At 72.9% G+C, this 17,335-nt stretch carries 17 protein-coding genes; 7 read left to right on the top strand and 10 right to left on the bottom strand.

The window, feature by feature from the left end; genetic code table 11:
• Positions 1-84: 84 nt before the first annotated feature.
• On the top strand, positions 85-315 hold the full coding sequence (locus ACZ7EG_RS01325; RefSeq protein ID WP_471070529.1) for a DUF2277 domain-containing protein: 231 nt from the start codon (positions 85-87) through the stop codon (positions 313-315).
• Between the two features lie 128 nt (positions 316-443).
• On the opposite strand, the gene ACZ7EG_RS01320 is transcribed toward ACZ7EG_RS01325, so the two are convergent.
• The 6 genes from ACZ7EG_RS01320 to ACZ7EG_RS01295 form a co-directional block, all read right to left on the bottom strand.
• The gene (locus ACZ7EG_RS01320) at positions 444-1,730 is read right to left on the bottom strand and encodes a phosphatase PAP2 family protein (protein ID WP_471070527.1); all 1,287 of its coding nucleotides are present in this window, start codon (positions 1,728-1,730) and stop codon (positions 444-446) included.
• Between the two features lie 130 nt (positions 1,731-1,860).
• Positions 1,861-2,457 carry a DedA family protein gene (locus tag ACZ7EG_RS01315; RefSeq protein WP_471070525.1) on the bottom strand — a complete coding sequence of 199 codons (597 nt, stop codon included), beginning with the start codon at positions 2,455-2,457 and terminating at the stop codon, positions 1,861-1,863.
• Between the two features lie 286 nt (positions 2,458-2,743).
• Positions 2,744-3,196, bottom strand: coding sequence for a DoxX family protein (locus ACZ7EG_RS01310; RefSeq protein WP_471070523.1), 453 nt, complete (start codon positions 3,194-3,196; stop codon positions 2,744-2,746).
• An 83-nt stretch (positions 3,197-3,279) separates the two neighbouring features.
• Positions 3,280-5,151, bottom strand: a complete 1,872-nt coding sequence (locus ACZ7EG_RS01305; protein WP_471072408.1) for an FAD/NAD(P)-binding protein — start codon at positions 5,149-5,151, stop codon at positions 3,280-3,282.
• A 325-nt stretch (positions 5,152-5,476) separates the two neighbouring features.
• Positions 5,477-7,114 carry an alkaline phosphatase D family protein gene (locus tag ACZ7EG_RS01300; RefSeq protein WP_471070520.1) on the bottom strand — a complete coding sequence of 546 codons (1,638 nt, stop codon included), beginning with the start codon at positions 7,112-7,114 and terminating at the stop codon, positions 5,477-5,479.
• A gap of 77 nt (positions 7,115-7,191) precedes the next feature.
• Positions 7,192-7,836: an HNH endonuclease family protein gene (locus tag ACZ7EG_RS01295; RefSeq protein WP_471070518.1), complete on the bottom strand. Its 645-nt coding sequence runs from the start codon at positions 7,834-7,836 to the stop codon at positions 7,192-7,194.
• Between the two features lie 388 nt (positions 7,837-8,224).
• On the opposite strand from ACZ7EG_RS01295, the gene ACZ7EG_RS01290 reads away from it, so the two are divergent.
• Entirely contained in the window at positions 8,225-8,806 is a 582-nt protein-coding gene (locus tag ACZ7EG_RS01290; RefSeq protein WP_471070516.1) for a TMEM165/GDT1 family protein, read from the top strand.
• Between the two features lie 208 nt (positions 8,807-9,014).
• Positions 9,015-9,674, top strand: coding sequence for an HAD-IA family hydrolase (locus tag ACZ7EG_RS01285; RefSeq protein ID WP_471070514.1), 660 nt, complete (start codon positions 9,015-9,017; stop codon positions 9,672-9,674).
• 375 nt (positions 9,675-10,049) lie between these two features.
• Here the strand turns inward: ACZ7EG_RS01285 and ACZ7EG_RS01280 are convergent, their stop codons facing one another.
• Positions 10,050-11,396, bottom strand: coding sequence for a peptidoglycan-binding protein (locus ACZ7EG_RS01280; RefSeq protein WP_471070512.1), 1,347 nt, complete (start codon positions 11,394-11,396; stop codon positions 10,050-10,052).
• Positions 11,397-11,555: 159 nt separating this feature from the next.
• On the opposite strand from ACZ7EG_RS01280, the gene ACZ7EG_RS01275 reads away from it, so the two are divergent.
• Positions 11,556-13,607, top strand: a complete 2,052-nt coding sequence (locus ACZ7EG_RS01275; protein ID WP_471070510.1) for an MDR family MFS transporter — start codon at positions 11,556-11,558, stop codon at positions 13,605-13,607.
• On the opposite strand, the gene ACZ7EG_RS01270 is transcribed toward ACZ7EG_RS01275, so the two are convergent.
• On the bottom strand, positions 13,574-14,101 hold the full coding sequence (locus ACZ7EG_RS01270; protein ID WP_471070508.1) for a GNAT family N-acetyltransferase: 528 nt from the start codon (positions 14,099-14,101) through the stop codon (positions 13,574-13,576). The genes ACZ7EG_RS01275 and ACZ7EG_RS01270 overlap by 34 nt on opposite strands.
• A 170-nt stretch (positions 14,102-14,271) precedes the next feature.
• Between ACZ7EG_RS01270 and ACZ7EG_RS01265 the strand changes: the two genes are divergently transcribed.
• Both ACZ7EG_RS01265 and ACZ7EG_RS01260 read left to right on the top strand, forming a co-directional pair.
• Positions 14,272-14,967 carry a hypothetical protein gene (locus ACZ7EG_RS01265; protein WP_471070506.1) on the top strand — a complete coding sequence of 232 codons (696 nt, stop codon included), beginning with the start codon at positions 14,272-14,274 and terminating at the stop codon, positions 14,965-14,967.
• Between the two features lie 4 nt (positions 14,968-14,971).
• On the top strand, positions 14,972-15,709 hold the full coding sequence (locus tag ACZ7EG_RS01260; RefSeq protein WP_471070504.1) for a hypothetical protein: 738 nt from the start codon (positions 14,972-14,974) through the stop codon (positions 15,707-15,709).
• A gap of 19 nt (positions 15,710-15,728) precedes the next feature.
• On the opposite strand, the gene ACZ7EG_RS01255 is transcribed toward ACZ7EG_RS01260, so the two are convergent.
• The gene (locus tag ACZ7EG_RS01255; protein ID WP_471070502.1) at positions 15,729-16,136 is read right to left on the bottom strand and encodes a DnaJ family domain-containing protein; all 408 of its coding nucleotides are present in this window, start codon (positions 16,134-16,136) and stop codon (positions 15,729-15,731) included.
• Between the two features lie 96 nt (positions 16,137-16,232).
• Between ACZ7EG_RS01255 and ACZ7EG_RS01250 the strand changes: the two genes are divergently transcribed.
• Positions 16,233-16,625 (top strand): hypothetical protein, encoded by a 393-nt coding sequence (locus tag ACZ7EG_RS01250; protein WP_471070500.1) that lies wholly within the window; start codon positions 16,233-16,235, stop codon positions 16,623-16,625.
• A 10-nt stretch (positions 16,626-16,635) separates the two neighbouring features.
• On the opposite strand, the gene ACZ7EG_RS01245 is transcribed toward ACZ7EG_RS01250, so the two are convergent.
• Positions 16,636-17,307, bottom strand: a complete 672-nt coding sequence (locus tag ACZ7EG_RS01245) for an O-methyltransferase (RefSeq protein WP_471070498.1) — start codon at positions 17,305-17,307, stop codon at positions 16,636-16,638.
• Positions 17,308-17,335 lie beyond the last annotated feature (28 nt).

Genomic DNA, 17,335 nt, shown 5'->3' with positions numbered 1-17,335 from the left:
GTCGGCCCCGGGACGGTGGCCGCCTCGGAGCGATCATGGCAGGCGTCGCTGTCGTACGAGGGCCGAAAGGGTGAGACTGGGGGCATGTGCCGGAGTATCAAGACGCTGCGCCCGCCCGCGATGCCCGAAGAGGCCACCGAGGCGGATGTGCGCGCTGCCGCCCTGCAGTACGTGCGGAAGGTCTCGGGATTCCGCGCCCCCGCCGCTCACAACCAGGAGGTGTTCGACCGCGCAGTGGAGGCCGTCGCACGGGCCACGGCCGAGTTGCTGGACGGCCTCGAGATCCGCGGGGCCGGGGCACGGAAGGCGAGCTAGCCGGGCCCTGGGCGCGGAGGGTGAGCTAGCCGGGTCCGGGCATGGAAGGCGAACGGGCCGGAGCCGGGGTGCGGACGGTGAGCCGGCCGAACCCGGGCGCGGAGGGCGAGCCGGGGCGGCCCCGGGGCTCAGACCGCCGGTTCGGGCTGTGGTTCGGGGCGTGGCGCCGGGATGGACGCCGCCTCCCACAGCCTGGTGGTCCGCCGGTAGCCGTGGACCACCGAGGCCATCGCCAGCAGGAGCAGAGGCGCGAAGAGCCACGGGTACGCGGCCATCTCCAGCGGCAGGAAGCGGTAGGACGCGAGCAGCACCGCGAAGACGACCGTCCCGTAGCCGACCAGCCGGAGACCCGCCCGGTCCCAGTCGCGGTCGTACGTGCGCAGCGCCGCCTCGACCGTGTACGCGAAGACCACGCCGGCGATGAGGTCCACGCCGTAGTGCCAGCCGAATCCCAGCGTCGCGGCGAGGGTGGCGATCAGCCAGAACGTGCCGGCGAGACGCAGAGCACGCGGTCCCCTGCGCGAGTGGATGAAGATCGTGGTGGCCCACGCCGTGTGCAGGCTGGGCATGCAGTTGCGCGGGGTGATCCCGTCGAACGGCATCGCGTACGGGGTCGTGACCGGCGGCAGCGTGTCCGGCCACAGGTCGGCCGCCGCCCAGTGCCCGCCCTCGGGGCCGTAGGCGAACATCGGCCCGACCACGGGGTAGATCATGTAGACGGCCGGTCCGAGTACGCCGATCAGCAGGAAGGTGCGCACCAGGTGGTGGCGTGGGAAGCGCTGCTCGGCCGCCACGTTGCGCAGCTGGTACAGCGCCACACACACCGCGGCCACCGCGAGCTGGGCGTAGACGTAGTCGAGGGCGTGCTCGCCGACCGGGCCGCTCGCCCTGAGCAGCCGGCCCGCCAACCACGACGGGTTGCCCAGCGCGTGGTCGGCCATGGCGATGTACGGGTCCAGTACGAGCGGTCGGGTCTTCGACGTGATCAGCAGCCAGGTGTCGCCGGTCTTGCGTCCGGTCACCAGCAACAGGCCGAGCCCCACGCCCTTCAGCATCAGGACGCGTTCCGGTCCGGTGCGGCGGGTGAGGGCGATGATCCCGCAGCCCAGGATCACCCACAGCGCGCCGTTGCCGAACGGGTGGCCTTCGTCGGGATAGGCGCCGATCGCCCAGCGGACCAGCAGGAACACCAGGTCGATGCCGATCGCGGTGCCGAGGGCGACGAGCCGTTGCCGCCAGGTCAGCACCACCATCGTCAGTGCGAGGCTGGCGTACAGCAGGAACCCGGACTTGGGGGCGTAGATCACCTCGCGTGCCTGCGTGGTGATCGGCCCCGGTATGCCGAGGTGGTACGCGGTGATCTGGAGGGCGACGAGGAAGCCGAGAGTGATCGCTCCTGCCGCGGCCCACAGCATCGCCCGTGGGTGCCGCCTCGCGGTGGAGGTGATCCGTTCTATTCGGGAGGCTTTCCGCGACGCCGTCGTCGTCAATGTCTCAGCCGCTTCCAGGTCGTGGTGGTCGGGGTGGGGTGAGCCGGAGTCCGGACTACGACGTCCGCGGCTCCCGCTGCATCAGATACGCCGCTCCTGCCCCGGCACCGAAGAGCGCCCCCACCGATACGGCCGTCGCCAGCCAGGTCGCGCCCAGCCAGTGGGCGCCGAAGTAGCCGAGGGCGACGCTGTACACGGCCCAGGTGAAGCCGGCCAGGGCCGACCAGGGCAGGAAGTCGCGGGCGCGGCGGCGGGCGGCGCCCGCGCCGAGGGAGACCACCGAGCGGCCCGCGGGAGCGAAACGGGCGACGACGACGAGGGCGCCGCCGCCCCGGGCGAGCGCCGCGCCCAGACGTTCCTGGGCGGTGGTCAGCCGCCGGGAGCGGGAGATCGCCCGGTCCAGGCGGGCGCCGCCGCGCCAGGCGAGGCGGTAGGCGGCCAGATCACCCAGGACGGAGGCGGTGGCCGCGCAGAGGGTCAGGGCGAGGATGTCGGGCACGTCGGTCGCGGTGCCCGCTGCCGCCGCCGTGGCCGCCGTGATCACCAGGACACCGCTGGGCAGCACCGGCAGGAACACGTCGAGCAGGACGGACAAGGCCACCACCGCGTAGATCCATGGGCTGCCGATCGGCAACCCCACTTGCTCCAGCACCGCGACTCCCCGTGACTCCCCCGTGGGCCAGACCGTGCCGCGATGGCGCGGGGGGAGCGGCAGGGGTGGCCATGACAGCCATAGAGCGTACGCCTGGGGTGTGACGAGCGGTTCACGGGGGGCTCATACGTTCGGTGCGGACTGTTCACCTCGCCTCGGCTTGTCCCTGATTGTCAGCATATGCATGCATGACGTCCCCCTTGCCTCGGCAGCGGGTCGCCGCAGACGGAACGGCGCCTCCCCGCGAGGGGAAGGCGCCGTTGTCGTGTCCGACGGGCCGGGCTGCTCAGGCGGCCACCGGCGTCTGGCCGGCGGAGCGCTGCTCCTGCGTGGAGGTGCGCTTGGCAAACAGCCGGTCCAGGCCGAACGCGCCGGAGCCCGTGAAGATCAGCAGGAACATGGACCAGCAGTACATGGCCGCGCCCTCGCCGCTGTTCTCGATCGGCCACAGGCCCTGGGGCTGGTGGACCTTGAAGTACGCGTACGCCATCGCGCCGGACGAGATGAACGCCGCGATGCGGGTGCCGAGGCCCAGCAGCACCAGGGTGCCGCCGACGAGTTCGATCACGGCCGCGTACCAGTTGGGCCAGGCGCCGGTCGCGGCGGTGCCGCCCTTGCCGTCCGCACCGCCGAGGACGCCGAAGAGTGCGACGGCGCCGTGGCAGGCGAACAGCAGGCCGATCACGATCCGGAACAGTCCGAGCGCGTAGGGCTGGGCGCCGTTGAGGCGAGCGGTCATGTGGGGGGTCACTCCTTCGGTTGGCCGGCCCTGGGGAGGCCGGTCGGGGACGGATGCCGCGGAGTAGCCCACGTTAGGTGTGCCTAATTGATGCTTGCAAGTTCAACATTTGGCCACTGCTTTGCCTCCCCCTGAAGCCCGGTCTGGGGTCCAGCCGCACGTAGAACGGCTCTCGCCACCGCATCCGCGTCCGAAAGCGTGACCGAATCCACCCCTGGCCGGGCTCCGGCGGCGGTCACCCAGTGCACGCCTTCTGTCGGCACACCGAACGCGAACCGCCTTGTGTGTGCAACTCCTTGACGATCCATCAGACGGTAGGGGCGCGGAGTGACGTCCAACCCCCCTGTCTCATAACCGTCGGTGGTGTGCGGGCGGCACTGCCCGCTGCGCAGCAGGCCGGCCAGAAGGGCGTCGGCGGTGTGCCGCAGGTCCGGTTCCGGCAGGCGGGCCTCTATGAGGGTTCTCACAACCACGGCCGACCCCGGCACGTCGGGGGAGTGCGCCACCCAGCCCCCGTCCTCGTCCGTCACCCGCAACCGCGGCCCGAGCACCCGCACCACCCCCGCCTCCACCAGCGCCGCGAGTTCCTCGATGCGGCGGCGCGGCGGGCCGATGGACAGGAACGCGTTGAGCGGGGTGTACCAGCGGTCCAGGTGGTCCCGGCGGGAGGCACCGGCCAGACCCCCGTGGTCGACGATCAGCCGCAGTTCGTTGCGCAGGTCGCGCAGCACGTCCAGTGCCGCCTTCAGCGGGCCGTGCACATTGCCCGCAGCGGCCTGCGCGGCGTCCTCGCGCAGATACGACAGCAGCCAGTCGTCCCACTCGCCGCAATGCCCGAAGTCCCGCCCGGCGTACGGGCGGGAGATCCGCTCCCAGCACCAGCGGTCGGCGTCCGGCACCCCGAACTCCGCCAACAGCGGTGCCTCCAGGGGATCGCCGTGCGGGACGGAGAGGAAGCGGTCGGCGAACTCCCGCTCGCGCCCCGCCCGCGCCCCGGCCCGCCGGAGCAGCGCGCCGTAGTAGACCGTCTCCACCTCCTTGGCCACCAACGGCCATATCTCCGCCAGGAAGTCGGGCGCCTCCCCGGAGTCCGCGCGCTTGCGGAACCCCGCGATCACCTCCGGAGTGAGGGCGAGCGGGACGTGCCGGCCGTACGGCCCCTTCGCGTTGTCGCCGCGTGCCTGGTACGGGACGCCGCGCCTGGAGCCGGCGAAGAGCCGCGGCTCACGGCCGGAGGGCAGGTACCGCAGGCGTTCGGCGTCCCGTACGAAACGGCCGCCCCTGCCGGTCGTCAGCAGGGCCGTGTGGTCGAAGAAGTTGAGGCCGAGGCCGCGCAGCAGCACGGGCTCGCCCGGGAGGACCGAGGACAGGTCGACGTCGGCCGGGTTGGCGGGCGGGACGTGACGCAGGCCGTGCCGCGCGGCGTGGGCCGCGTGCCGCAGCAGATCGGGGCCGGCGGTCCTCGGCAGATGCCCCTGGGCCAGCACCACCGCGGACAGGCCGGTCAGGGTGCGGCCGTCGTCGAGGGTGAGGACCTGGCGGTCGCCGGGGCGGTCGTCGAGCCGCAGCGCGCGAGCCCGGTGTGTCTCGACCCGCACGGACGGCGGCGCCTGCCGCACCACCTCGGCGAACACCCACTCCAGGTAGCGGCCGTAGTCGGCCCGGGTCGGGTACTCGTCCGGGCCCAGCCTGCCGCCCGCCCACTCGTGCAGGCTCGGACCCGGGCGGATCGGGCCCGCGCAGTCCACGCTGTCGTCGGTGAACAGGGTCACCTGGCAGGCCACGGTGTTCATCAGCAGCTCGGGCGACTGGGCGGTGCGCCAGACGCGTCCGGGGCCGGGCGGGTCCGGGTCGATCACGTGGACCGTCAGCCGGGCGCCGGGCGGCAGGAGTTCCGGGGCGGAGGCGCACAGGCGTTCCAGGACGCTGGTGCCCCGTGGCCCGGCGCCGACCAGGGCGACGGAGACACCCGCGGGTCTCGTGGCCGGTCCGGGACCCTCGGCCGGTACGGATTTCCAGGCCTCCCGGGTCTCCCACGTTTCCTGGGCTTCCTGAGCTTTCTGGGTTTCCTCGTGCGACGCAGACAAGGGTGGGACTCCCGGGCGTGGGGGGCGCGTTCGGTGGTCCGCCGGGCAGGAAGCGGACGGTCCGCCTCATCATGCCGTCGCCTGGGAGGGAAGCCGGGGTTCGTGGGGAAGGATTGACGTCGCTGTGGGATGCCTCACGAGCATCGTGGGACATCCCCGAGCACAGCACGACAAACGGGTGGAACAGGGCGGGTCAGGGGGCAAGCTCGGAGTCCAGCAGCGTCGTCAGGCGGGGTCCCGCCCCCTTGCGGGCCTTGGCCTGCTCCAGTCGCAGCCGGGCGGCGCGGCCGCGCAGGGTGAGGGTCATGAGCTGGTTGCCGAACCAGGGGCCGCCCGTCTTGCGCCAGCCGACCGGCGGGCTCGGGAGGCGGCCGTGCCGGGCGAGGCCGCGGCCGAGACCTCGCGCCATCGCGCTCCAGCCGATGCGGAAGGCCAGCCGCATCGACAGCGGCACCGAATTGTGGACGGGGGAGCAGACGAGCTGCACGACCCGGGCGTCCGGGCCGCCGCCGGGCCACGAGGGCTCGGCGATGTAGGCGTGGTGCACGTCCCCGGACAGCACGCACACCGTCGCCGGCGCGTCCCGCCCCGAGCCCGCCTCGGCGATCAGCTCCGCCAGCCCGGCGAAGGACTCGGGGAACGCCGACCAGTGCTCCAGGTCGGCGGCGCGCCGCACCTTCTCCCCGAACCGCGCCCAGCGATCGCCCCGTTCGCCACCGCACAGCGCCGCGTTCCACCCCTCGGCGTCGTGCACCAGGTGTGGCAGCAGCCAGGGCAGCGAGGTGCCGATCAGGAGGTGGTCGTAGGTCTCGGGCCCGTCCAGCACCTGCTCGCGCAGCCAGGTCTCCTCGCCCGGGTCGAGCATCGCGCGCTCGCCCTCGGCGAGGACCCGGGCGGCCCGGCTGTCCACCATCACCAGGCGTACGCGCCCGAAGTCGCGCCGGTAGCTCCAGCGGGCCGTGGCCGCGTCGGCGTCGGCCCGGGCGGCGAAGTCGCGCAGCGTGTCGGTGCCGTCGGGGGCCTTGCACACCGCCTCGTAGACCGGGTCGGCCGCCAGCTCCTCCAGGGACAGGTTGCCCAGGTGCTGGTGGACCCAGTACGACATGAGGCCGCTCAGCAGCCGCTCCTGCCACCAGCCGGTGGCGCGCATGTCGGTGAGCCAGGCGGCGGAGGTGTTCCAGTCGTCGATCACGTCGTGGTCGTCGAAGATCATGAAACTGGGCACGGTGGACAGCAGCCAGCGGATGCGGGGGTCGAGCCACGACTCGTAATAGAGGTGGGTGTACTCCTCGTAGTCCGCGACGCCGTTGCCCGGCCCCTCCTTCAGATCGCGGCGGGCCGCCAGCCAGCGCTGCGTCGAGTCCGAGGTCTCGTCGGCGTACACCTGGTCGCCGAGCAGCAGTAGGACGTGCGGCCGCTCACCGCCGGGGTCGGCCGCGAGGCGGGTGGCGAGGGCGTCCAGGGCGTCCGGGCCGACGGGGTCGTCGCCGCCCGCCGGCGGGGAGGCCCAGCGGCAGGAGCCGAAGGCGACGTTGAGGTCGCCCTCCGGGCCGGGCGCGTGGATCGCGGAGGGCGGGAAGGGGGAGCCGGGCAGCGGCCACACCCGGGTGTCGTCGAGGAGTACCTCGTACGTCGTGGTCGTACCGGCGGTGAGGCCCGTCACCGGGATCAGTGCGTAGTGGTGGCCCGCGATCTGGAAGCTGCGGGCCGTGCCGCCGGCGCCGTCGGCGCAGCGCACCTCGGCGGTGCACGGACGGCTCGTCTCGACCCACACGGTGGCGGACGAGCCGTCGGTGTACCTCAGCAGCGGTCCGAGGCGCAGTGCGCTCATGTCGTTCCCCTTTCCGTCGCCCCGTACGGTACGGAACGACGGAGGTCAGCGGGGAGGTCCCGACACGAATCAGCGTGTCAGCAGCTCGCCAGGTAGTTCTGCAGCGCGGACTTCTCGGCCGAGTCGACCGAGAGGCCGTAGTAGTACTTCACCTGCACCCAGGCCCGGACGTAGGTGCAGCGGTACGCCGTCCGGGAGGGCATCCAGGTGGCCGGGTCCTGGTCGCCCTTGGCCTGGTTGACGTTGTCGGTGACCGCGATGAGCTGCGGGCGGGTGAGGTCGTTGGCGAACGACTGGCGGCGGGACGTCGTCCAGGAGTCCGCGCCGGAGTCCCAGGCCTCGGCCAGCGGGACCAGGTGGTCGATGTCCACGTCGGAGGCGGCGGTCCAGGTGGCGCCGTCGTAGGGGGAGTACCAGCTGCCGCTGGTGGCGGCGCAGGAGGAGTCCTGCTGGACGTTGGTGCCGTCGCGCTTGAGGACGACCTCGCGGGTGTTGCAGGTGCCGGACTGGGTGATCCAGTGCGGGAAGAGGTCGCGGTTGTAGCCGGTGCGGTCCTCGGTCGTCACGGTGAGCGTGGCGAGGTAGGAGCGGGCGGTGGCGCCGCTCACGGGCGTGGGCAGGGCGGCGGAGGCCGTGGGGGCGTTGAAGAGGGCCACGGAGGATATGAGCGCGGTGGCCGCCGCGGCCACGCTCAGCCGTCGACGCGCGTAGAACCTGGGCATGCGAACTCCCTGGGGAGAGGGGGGTGTTGGCTTGCGAGCGAGGGAATGCTCGCGCTGCCGTGTGACGCACAGATGTGCGTCCGGTGAGAAGTTAGTGACGCGGCCATGACATGACAAGATTCAAGGCGGAACTTTTCACTCCAGGCGCGTCCCGTACCATGGACGGCGCAGAAGGGGAGTAGCTCTTCGCCGGACCGTCGACATACTGCTCAGCCCGCCTGAGCCGGCGCCCGGAGGCCGGTCCTTTCCCGGACCTGCCAGCGAGACCTTCGGCAAAGCAGTGCACGTCCGTGCCCCCGGCACGGGTACCGATGTGCTGCCGTGCCGAGGTGTCGCGTGCGAAGGTCGAGCACTCTCGGTGGGGCAGCCCCGACCGATTGAGGAACCCTTGATCAGCCTGACCGTGACGGCCGTCGTCTTCGGTGTCGTCTTCCTCGCAGAACTGCCGGACAAGACCGCCCTCGCCGGCCTCGTGCTCGGCACCCGCTACCGCGCCTCGTACGTCTTCGCCGGTGTGGCCGCCGCCTTCGCGCTGCACGTCGCGCTCGCCGTCGCGGCCGGCAGTGTGCTGACGCTGCTGCCGCAGCAGATCGTGCAGGCCCTCACGGGCGTGCTCTTCCTGGGTGGGGCCGCGGTGCTGCTGCTGAAGAAGGGTGAGGACGAGGAGGAGGTCCGCAAGCCGGAGAACCAGTCCTTCTGGAAGGTCTCGGGTGCCGGGTTCATGCTCATCCTGGTCGCCGAGTTCGGTGATCTGACCCAGATCATGACGGCGAACCTGGCCGCCCGCTACGACGACCCGCTCTCCGTCGGCCTGGGCGCGGTGCTCGCACTGTGGGCCGTGGCCGGGATCGGCATCGTGGGCGGAAAGGCCCTGATGAAGAAGGTGCCGCTGCGGCTGATCACGCAGATCGCGGCGCTGGTGATGCTGACGCTCGGGCTGTGGAGCCTGTGGGAGGCCGTGACCGGGTGACCCGGGCGGGCTGAACAGGGGGTGAAGGTCCGGTGGGGGCCCTGGCGCGGAGCCGGGATTATTTTGTACCGTGGAGGAACAAAGTGGCCTCCGCCCGTTTTCCCTGACCGGCGGGCGGGGCCGCCTTGTCCCCCGGGGGCGTGCCGGTCGCGATCCGTCGTCAGCCCCTCTCCCGCGCTGGAACGCGCCCCGAGCCTTGGAGCTGCCGATGACGGCCACCGCCGTGCTCACCGCCCGCGCCCTCCTGCTGGACATGGACGGCACCCTCGTCAACTCCGACGCCTCGGTCGAGCGCGTCTGGCGGCGCTGGGCCGAGCGCCACGGGCTGGACGGGGACGAGGTCATGAAGGTCGTCCACGGCCGGCAGGGCTACGCCTCCATGGCGCTGCTGCTGCCCGAGCGGCCGATGGAGCAGAACCACGCCGACAACGCCCGGATGCTCGCCGAGGAGACGGCCGACACCGACGGTGTCGTCGCGATCCCCGGGGCGCCGGAGTTCCTGGCCTCGCTGCGGGGGCTGCCGCACGCGCTGGTGACCTCCGCCGACGTGGCGCTCTCGACGGCGCGGATGGCCGCGGCCGGTCTGGAACTGCCCGGGGTGCGGGTGACGGCGGAGTCCGTCGGGGCGAGCAAGCCCGACCCGGAGGGCTTCCTGAAGGGCGCCGCCGAGCTGGGGATCGCTCCCGCCGACTGTGTGGTGTTCGAGGACTCCGGAGCCGGGATAGCGGCCGGCCGCGCCGCCGGGATGACGGTGGTGGGCATCGGCCCCCGGGCCGCGGTCCACGAACCGGACGTGGTGGTCGAGGACCTCACGAAGGTGCGTGTGGAGCACGCGGGCGACGGGACGATCCGCCTGCGCATCGGCTGAACTCGCGGCCGCCGGCCTCACCCGGGCGGCGCGGGGATCCGCCTGTGCGTCGGCTGAACTCGCGGTCGTCCGTCTTGCCCGGGCGGCGCGGGGATCCGCCTGTGCGTCGGCTGAACTCGTGGCCGTCCGTCTCACCCGGGCGGCGCGGTGGGTGGGCGGCGTGGGCCGGCCCGGCGTTGCCGGCGAGCACGTGCAGGGTGATGCATCACCCCCGGGTGGGCCCGGCCGCCCCGCTCGCCAGGCCGCCCCGCTCGCAGGGATGGCGCGTGCGCGTCGCGCGAGCGTGAACCGGCGTTGCCGGTGATCACGTCAGCCGTCACGGCGTCACGGCGTCACGGCACGCCGTGATGGTGTCACGGCACGACGCCCCGGCCGTCACGGCTCCCGGGTTTCCGACTCCAGCTTGGCCCGGGTCTCCTGGTCGTAGACGCCCAGGTCGTCGCTCTGGATGCCGCGTGACCACTGGTAGGTGCGGACCGCTTCCCGGAGGCGGTCGTCGAAGGTGCCGTCGGTGTCGTCGTCGTAGAGGTACAACTGTCGCAGCCGTAGCTGGAGTTCGGTGACCTCCGGGCCGCTGTCACCGAGGCGCAGGACGGCCGGGCCCTTGTCCTGGCGGGAGTTGTCCGGAGGGGCCTGCCCGGGGCCGGTCGCCGATGCCGACGGCTGCGATGCCGACGGGGACGGCGACTGCGACGGGCTCGCCGAGGCGCTCGGCGCGGACGGCGACGGCGAGGCGGACGGGCTCCCGCTGCGGGACGGCGACGGCCGTGGTGGCGCCGGGGCCGGCGCAGCCGCCGAGGTGCTGCCCTGCGGGGGTGTGGACGCCGCGCTGCTCGACGGGGCGTCCGGCACACTCGCGCGGATGCCGTCCGGCAGCGCGGTGTCGCGGGAGGGGCTCTCGTAGGAGAACAGCCCACTCGCGTACCCGGCCGCCGCGACGACGGCGACACAGGCACCGGCGGTGGCGAGCAGCAGGGTGCGCCGCCGCCTCCGCGCGCCGGTCCCGCCCGCGTCCGGCGCGCCGCGGTCCGCCCGCGCCGCGCCGTCGAACATCCGCAGGTCGGTGACGCTCGGCTCGTTCGCGGCGGGCGCCGGGGGAGTCGGAACCACCGGAGTGAGGGGCGCGGCCGGGAGCACGGCGGTGGCGTCCGTCTCGACGGGCCGCAGCGGCACGGTGGCGTCGGCGGGGACGGGCGGCCGGGCTGCACTCCCGGCGGGGGCGATACCCCCGCCGGGCGGAGCCGCGTTGCCCTGGGGTGAGGCGGTGCTTCCGGCGGGCGCGGCTGCGTTGCCCTGGGGTGAGGCGGTGCTTCCGGCGGGCGCGGCTGCGTTGCCCTGGGGTGAGGCGGTGCTTCCGGCGGGCGGGGCTGCGTTGCCCTGGGGTGAGGCGGTGCTTCCGGCGGGCGGGGCCGCGTTGCCCTGGGGTGGAGCGGCACTCCTGGCGGGCGCGGGCTCCGCGTGCGCGGGCGAGGCGCCGGTGCCCGACTCCGGGGCGGCCGCGTCGCCCGGAGGCACAGCCGCGGGCGTCGTCGTCCTGGTGGGGTCGATCTCCACGTACGGGCGGATCCGCAGCGGGTCGAAGTCCTCCGCTGCCGCCGCCTGGGCCGTGCGGGTGTCGCGCAGGGCCTCGGCGGCCCGGTGTGTGCAGGCGCAGGCGGGGGTGTTGTCCCGCTGTCTGGGCGCGCCGCACTCCGGGCACGGGTGGCCGTTCGGCGGTTCCACGCGTTCCTCCCTCCCCTCGCGAACTCCAGAGATTATCCAGATCTTCTCCACAGTGCCGTCGAGGAGCCCCCGGAAGCGCGGCTTCCAAAAGGGCCCGGCAGGCCATAACAGGTCACAGCGGTCACGATGGAAAAAGTCACATCAGACGCTGGAGGTCGGATGGCCGAGGACGGGAACGCCACCACATTGACGCCCCACGGCACGGCCCCTCGGGAGCAGGTGCCCGGGAACGTCCTGGTCTCCATCGGCGCCCTGCTCCTCGGCCTGCTGCTCGCCGCCCTCGACCAGACCATCGTGGCGACCGCGCTGCCCACGATCGTCAGCGATCTGGGCGGGCTGGATCACCTGTCCTGGGTGGTCACCGCGTATCTGCTGGCCGCGACCGCCGCCACCCCCCTGTGGGGCAAGCTCGGCGACCAGTACGGGCGCAAGAGGCTCTTCCAGACGGCGATCGTGATCTTCCTGGTCGGATCCGCGCTGTGCGGGGCCGCACAGGACATGGGCCAGCTGATCGCGTTCCGGGCCCTGCAGGGGCTCGGCGGCGGCGGGCTGATCGTGCTGTCGATGGCGATCGTCGGCGACCTGGTGCCCCCGCGCGAACGCGGCCGTTATCAGGGGCTGTTCGGTGCCGTCTTCGGCGCGACCAGCGTGCTCGGACCGCTGCTCGGCGGCCTGCTGACCCAGCATCTGAGCTGGCGCTGGGTGTTCTACGTCAACCTGCCCGTCGGCGTCGTGGCGCTCGCCGTGATCGCGGCCGTCCTGCACATCCCGCGCCGGGCGCAACGACACGTCATCGACTACCTCGGCACCTTCCTCATCGCCTCGGTCGCCACCTGCCTGGTGCTGGTCGCCTCACTCGGCGGGACGACCTGGGCATGGGGGTCCTGGCAGATCGTCGGCCTCGCGGTCCTGGGCGTCGTCCTCGCCGTCGCCTTCGTGGCCGTCGAGCAGCGGGCCGCCGAACCCGTCCTGCCGCTCAAACTGTTCCGCGTACGCACCTTCACGCTCGCCGCCGTGATCAGCTTCGTCGTCGGGTTCGCCATGTTCGGCGCCATGACGTACCTGCCGACCTTCCTCCAGGTCGTGCAGGGCATCAGCCCGACCATGTCCGGTGTGCACATGCTGCCGATGGTGCTGGGCCTGCTGCTGGCCTCGACCGCCTCCGGGCAGATCGTCAGCCGGACCGGCCGCTGGAAGGTGTTCCCGATCGCCGGCACCGGCATCACCACGCTCGGGCTGCTCCTGCTCCACCAGCTCGACGAGCACAGCTCCACCGCCGAGTTGAGCGGCTTCTTCTTCGTCTTCGGGCTCGGGCTCGGCCTGGTGATGCAGGTCCTCGTGCTCATCGTGCAGAACGCCGTCCCCTACGAGGACCTGGGCGTGGCCACCTCCGGCGCGACCTTCTTCCGCTCCATCGGCGCCTCGTTCGGCGTCGCCGTCTTCGGCACGGTCTTCGCGGGCCGGCTCGGCGAGCAGCTCACCGACGCCTTCCGGGGCGCCCGGCTGCCGCCCGGCACCTCCGTGGACACGCTGGAGGCCGACCCGCGGGGCATCGCCGCCCTGCCTCCCGGCCTGCGCCCGCCGGCCCTGCACGCCTACGCCGTCTCCATCACGGACGTCTTCCTGTACGCCGCCCCCGTCGCGCTCCTCGGCTTCGTGCTGGCCTGGTTCCTGAAGGAGGACCGGCTGCGCGGCTCGGTCACCGCGCCCGACGCCAGCGAGACCCTCGCCAGCAACCCCGTCGAGCGGTCCTCGTACGACGAGGTGTGCCGGGCGCTGTCGGTGCTCGGCTCCCGCGCGGGACGGCGCGAGATCTACCGGCGGATCACCGCCCGGGCGGGCTACGACCTGCTGCCCGCGACGAGCTGGCTGCTGCTGCGGACGCGGCGCTACGGCTCCGTGGAGCCGGGCGTGCTCGCCGACACCATGTCCCTGCCCCTGACCGTGATCATGGAGGCGGGCCGGCAGGCCGAGGAACGCCGCCTCGCCGTGCGCCGGGGCGTCGACATGGTCCTGACCGACGCGGGACGCGAGGTCGCCGACCGGCTGGCCGAGGCCCGCGAGGAGTCCCTCGCCGAGCTGCTCGGCGACTGGTGGGGGCCGGACCGGCCGACCGAGCTGGAGCAGCTCGTGCGGGAGCTGAACGACGAACTGTGCGGATCGCGGCGCGAGCGGCCCTACAGGGTGCGCTCCACCGAGGAGCCGGCCTGAGGCCGGGCCAGTTCCTTGGTGAACCAGTGCTCCGCGTACCGGTCGTCGTTGTGCGGTCCGGTCTCCGTGTAGCCGAGGCGGGCGTAGAGGCGGCGGGCCTCGACGAGATCGCCGCGGGTGTCGAGGATCATCCGGGCGGCGCCGAGCGCGCGTGCGGCGTCCTCGGCGGCCCCGACCAGGAGTGGCGCGCCGCCCCGGCCGCGCATCGATGCGTACAGGAACACCCGCGTGAGCTCGGCGGTCGTCCCGTCCAGCAGCCGTACGCCCGCGCTGCCGGCCGGCTCACCGCCGTACCGGGCGACGAGCAGCCGGCCGTCCGGCGGCGCGAGATAGACACCCGGCTGGGCGGCGATCTCCCGCTCCAGCTCGGCCGGGTCGGTCCGGCGCCCTTCGTGCAGCAGGTACCAGCGGTCGCTGACCTCGGTGTAGTACGCCCGCCACAGAGCGGCGGCCACGGGTGAGTCGTACGGTTCCGGCGTCACGGTCCACATCACGAACCGCATTCTCCGCAGCCGCCCCACCGGACCCGCAACCGAATAGTCCCGGCCACGTGGTCACGCCCCGGTTGCGCCCGGGTGCCGTTTGGAGACGGGCTTTGGGGACACCCGACGGGCGAACCGGCTCGCGAGGAGAGCCGGTTGGGCCGAGAACCCGGAAGGCATTCATGTCCACTGGCCTGATCATTGCTCTGATCGTGATCGCGGCGGTCGTCGTCATCGCGGCCGTCATGACCCTGCGCGCCCGCGGGCCTCGGCGGGGCCCGAGCCTGAAGCGGCGCTTCGGACCCGAGTACGACCGGGCCGTCGCCCGGCACGACGGTGACGCCAAAGCGGCCGAGCGCGAACTGACCGAGCGCGTGCAGCGCCACGGCGATCTGCGCGAGCGGTCGCTGGAGCCGGCGCAGCGCGAGCAGTACGAGGCGCGCTGGACGGCCGCCCAGGAGCGGTTCGTCGACTCGCCGCGCGACGCCGTCGCCGAGGCGGACCGGCTGCTCGCCGAGCTCGCCGGTGTCCGCGGCTTCCCGGACGGCGGGCAGTACGAGGAACAGCTGGCCGCGCTGTCCGTGCACCACGCCCACCACGTGGACGGCTACCGGCGCGTGCACCGCGCGGCGCATCTGCGCGCGGAGGACGCCCGCGACGGCGGCCAGGGCACGGAAGACATGCGTGAGGCCATGGTGGCGGCCCGCGCCCTGTTCGAGGAGCTGGTGAAGCCGGTCCGCCACGACGGCGGCGGCCACACCGGCGGTAGGCACGACAGCGGCCGCGAGCGCGCCGCTCTGAACGGCGGCCGCAAGGCCCCGGCCCGTGGCGGGCACCTGCCGTGGGCGATGAACCGACGTCAGGCGAAGGAGAGTTGAGGCAATGACCGACATGACCCGACCGCCCGGCGACCACACGCCGGCCGCCCCGGACGCCCGCGGCGAGAGCGCCCTGGGCACCGGCCACCGCCAGACCGCCCCGGGCACGGACCGCCGCGCGACGGCCCGAGGACCGGAACCGGACCGCGGCGCAGGCCGTGACCTGGAAGCCGACCGCGGCACCACGCACGGCACCGACACCGGACGCGGAACCACACACCGCGTCGAAACCGACCGCGATGTTCCGTACGGCACCGACGCGGACCGCGCCGCGGCGCACGGCACGGACGTGCCCGGCACCGACCGGAACGCCCTCGACCGTAACGGCCCCGACCGGACCGGCCTCGACCCGCATGGCACCGACCGCGACGGCCCCGGCCGGCACGGCACCGACGCCCTGCGCGGCGACCACGGCACCGGCCCCGACAAGGTCGGCTCCGCCAAGGAACGGGCCCACCTCCTCGCCCACGAGGAGTGCGACAAGCTCGGCTCGCAGTTGCAGCACGCCGTCGCCGGGTTCGTCGACGGGCCCCGGGCCGCCGTCGAGGAGGCCGACCACGTGCTGGAGGAGATCGCGGCCCGCTTCACCGAGGCCGTGACGCAGCGCCGCCGCACCCTGCGGCACTCCTGGCAGTCCGTCGAGGGCGGTGAGAGCAGGTCCGTGTCGTCGGCCGACACCGAGCAGCTCCGGCTGGCCCTGAAGGACTACCGGGAACTGGCCGAACGGCTGCTGCACGTGTGAGCCGGGGCGCGTCCCCCGGTCAGCGATCCGCCCGGCGCTCCCGCCACTGCCGTACGACGTCCTCGACGTCGTACGGCTTCTTTCCCAGCGGGGGGCCGGGCGGCGGCTTGAACATCATCTCGCGGATCTTGACGTTGACCTCGTCGATGATCTTCCGAACGATCCGCTCCGAGGGCGCCGCGAGCGCGGCCTCCAGAGCGTCCTCCGCCTCCTTGCGCAGGGCCAGCGCCGGCGGGAGGACGGAGAAACCCTCCCGGGCCATCTTCCGCTTGACCCACCACAGTTCGTCGTAGGTGCTCTCGATGTCGTGGGGGAGCGGTGCGCCCGCGCCCGGCAGCCGTTCGAACTCCCCGCGCGCCTCCGCGTCACGGATCTGCTTGTCGACCCAGGACTCGAAGTCGACGCCGGGTGGCTTTCGCTCGGTCATGAGGCCATTGTGCCGGACACCGCGTGGCCGGGCGTTTTATCATGCGGCGGGCCATGAACCCGGCCGGCCCACCAGGACGTCTCAGGAGGAGCGCACGTGCTCGAACTCACCATGGCCACCGTCGCGGAGGCGGAGGCGGGCGCCACGGCCGGCATGCTCATGGCCGACGCGCCCAGCGAGCCGGGCGCGGTGCTGCGGGTGGGCCGCGACAAGTCCGTGTGCCGGCTGAGCACACCGGACGACTGGCTGTTCGTCTCCCGCGTCCACCTGGAGTTCCTGTGCGGGCCGGAGGGCACCTGGCAGGTCACCTGGCTGCGCGGCTCCCAGCCCGACCCGTCCTCCGAGGTACGGCTGATGATGGGGGAGTACGCCCAGCCTCTCGCCTACGGCGGCACCGTCCCGCTGCCCAGGGGCGGCAGCGGCGAGATCATCGTCCAGGACCGCACCGCCCCGCGCAGCGTCAACGTGGGCTTCTACCACGAGGTGTGAGGGCGGGGTCTCACGCCAGCACACGCGCCAGCGCGAACCCGTCGTAGCCCTTCATCCCCACCGTCTGGATCGCCGTGCCGCTCAGCCTCGGATGGCCGGCGATCAGCTCGATCGCCGTGCGGGTGCCCGTCACGTCCGGGGCGGTGCTGTCCGCGTCGACGACCCGGCCGCCCCGTACGACGTTGTCGAGGACGATCAGGCTGCCCGTGCTGGTGAGTCGGACCGCCCACTCCACGTAGTGCGGGTTGTTGACCTTGTCGGCGTCGATGAAGACCAGGTCGAAGGGCGGCGGGTTCTCGTCGGCCAGCTTGGGCAGCGACTCCAGGGCCGGGCCCACCCGCACCTCGACCAGCTTTTCAAGTCCGGCGCGGGCGACGTTGCGGACGGCGACCTCGGCGTGCCGGGGGTCGTACTCCAGGGAGACCAGCCGACCGTCATCGGGCAGGGCGCGGCCCAGCCAGATGGTGCTGTAGCCGCCGAGCGTGCCGATCTCCAGGATGTGGCGGGCGCCCTGGATCTGGGCGAGGAGCTGAAGGAGCTTGCCTTGGTTCCCGGCGACGTTGATGTGCGGAAGCCCGGCGGCGTCGCTGTCGCGCAGGGCGGCCGCCAGGGCTTCGTCGTCCGGGGCGAGGTGGGCGGTGAAGTAGGCGTCGACCTCGTCCCAGACGTGCGACTCGCTCATGCACCTCTACCTTTCGTCAGCACAGTTA

This window comes from Streptomyces sp. NPDC037100, from assembly GCF_055606225.1.
This window is presented reverse-complemented; position numbering and strand designations above follow the sequence as displayed.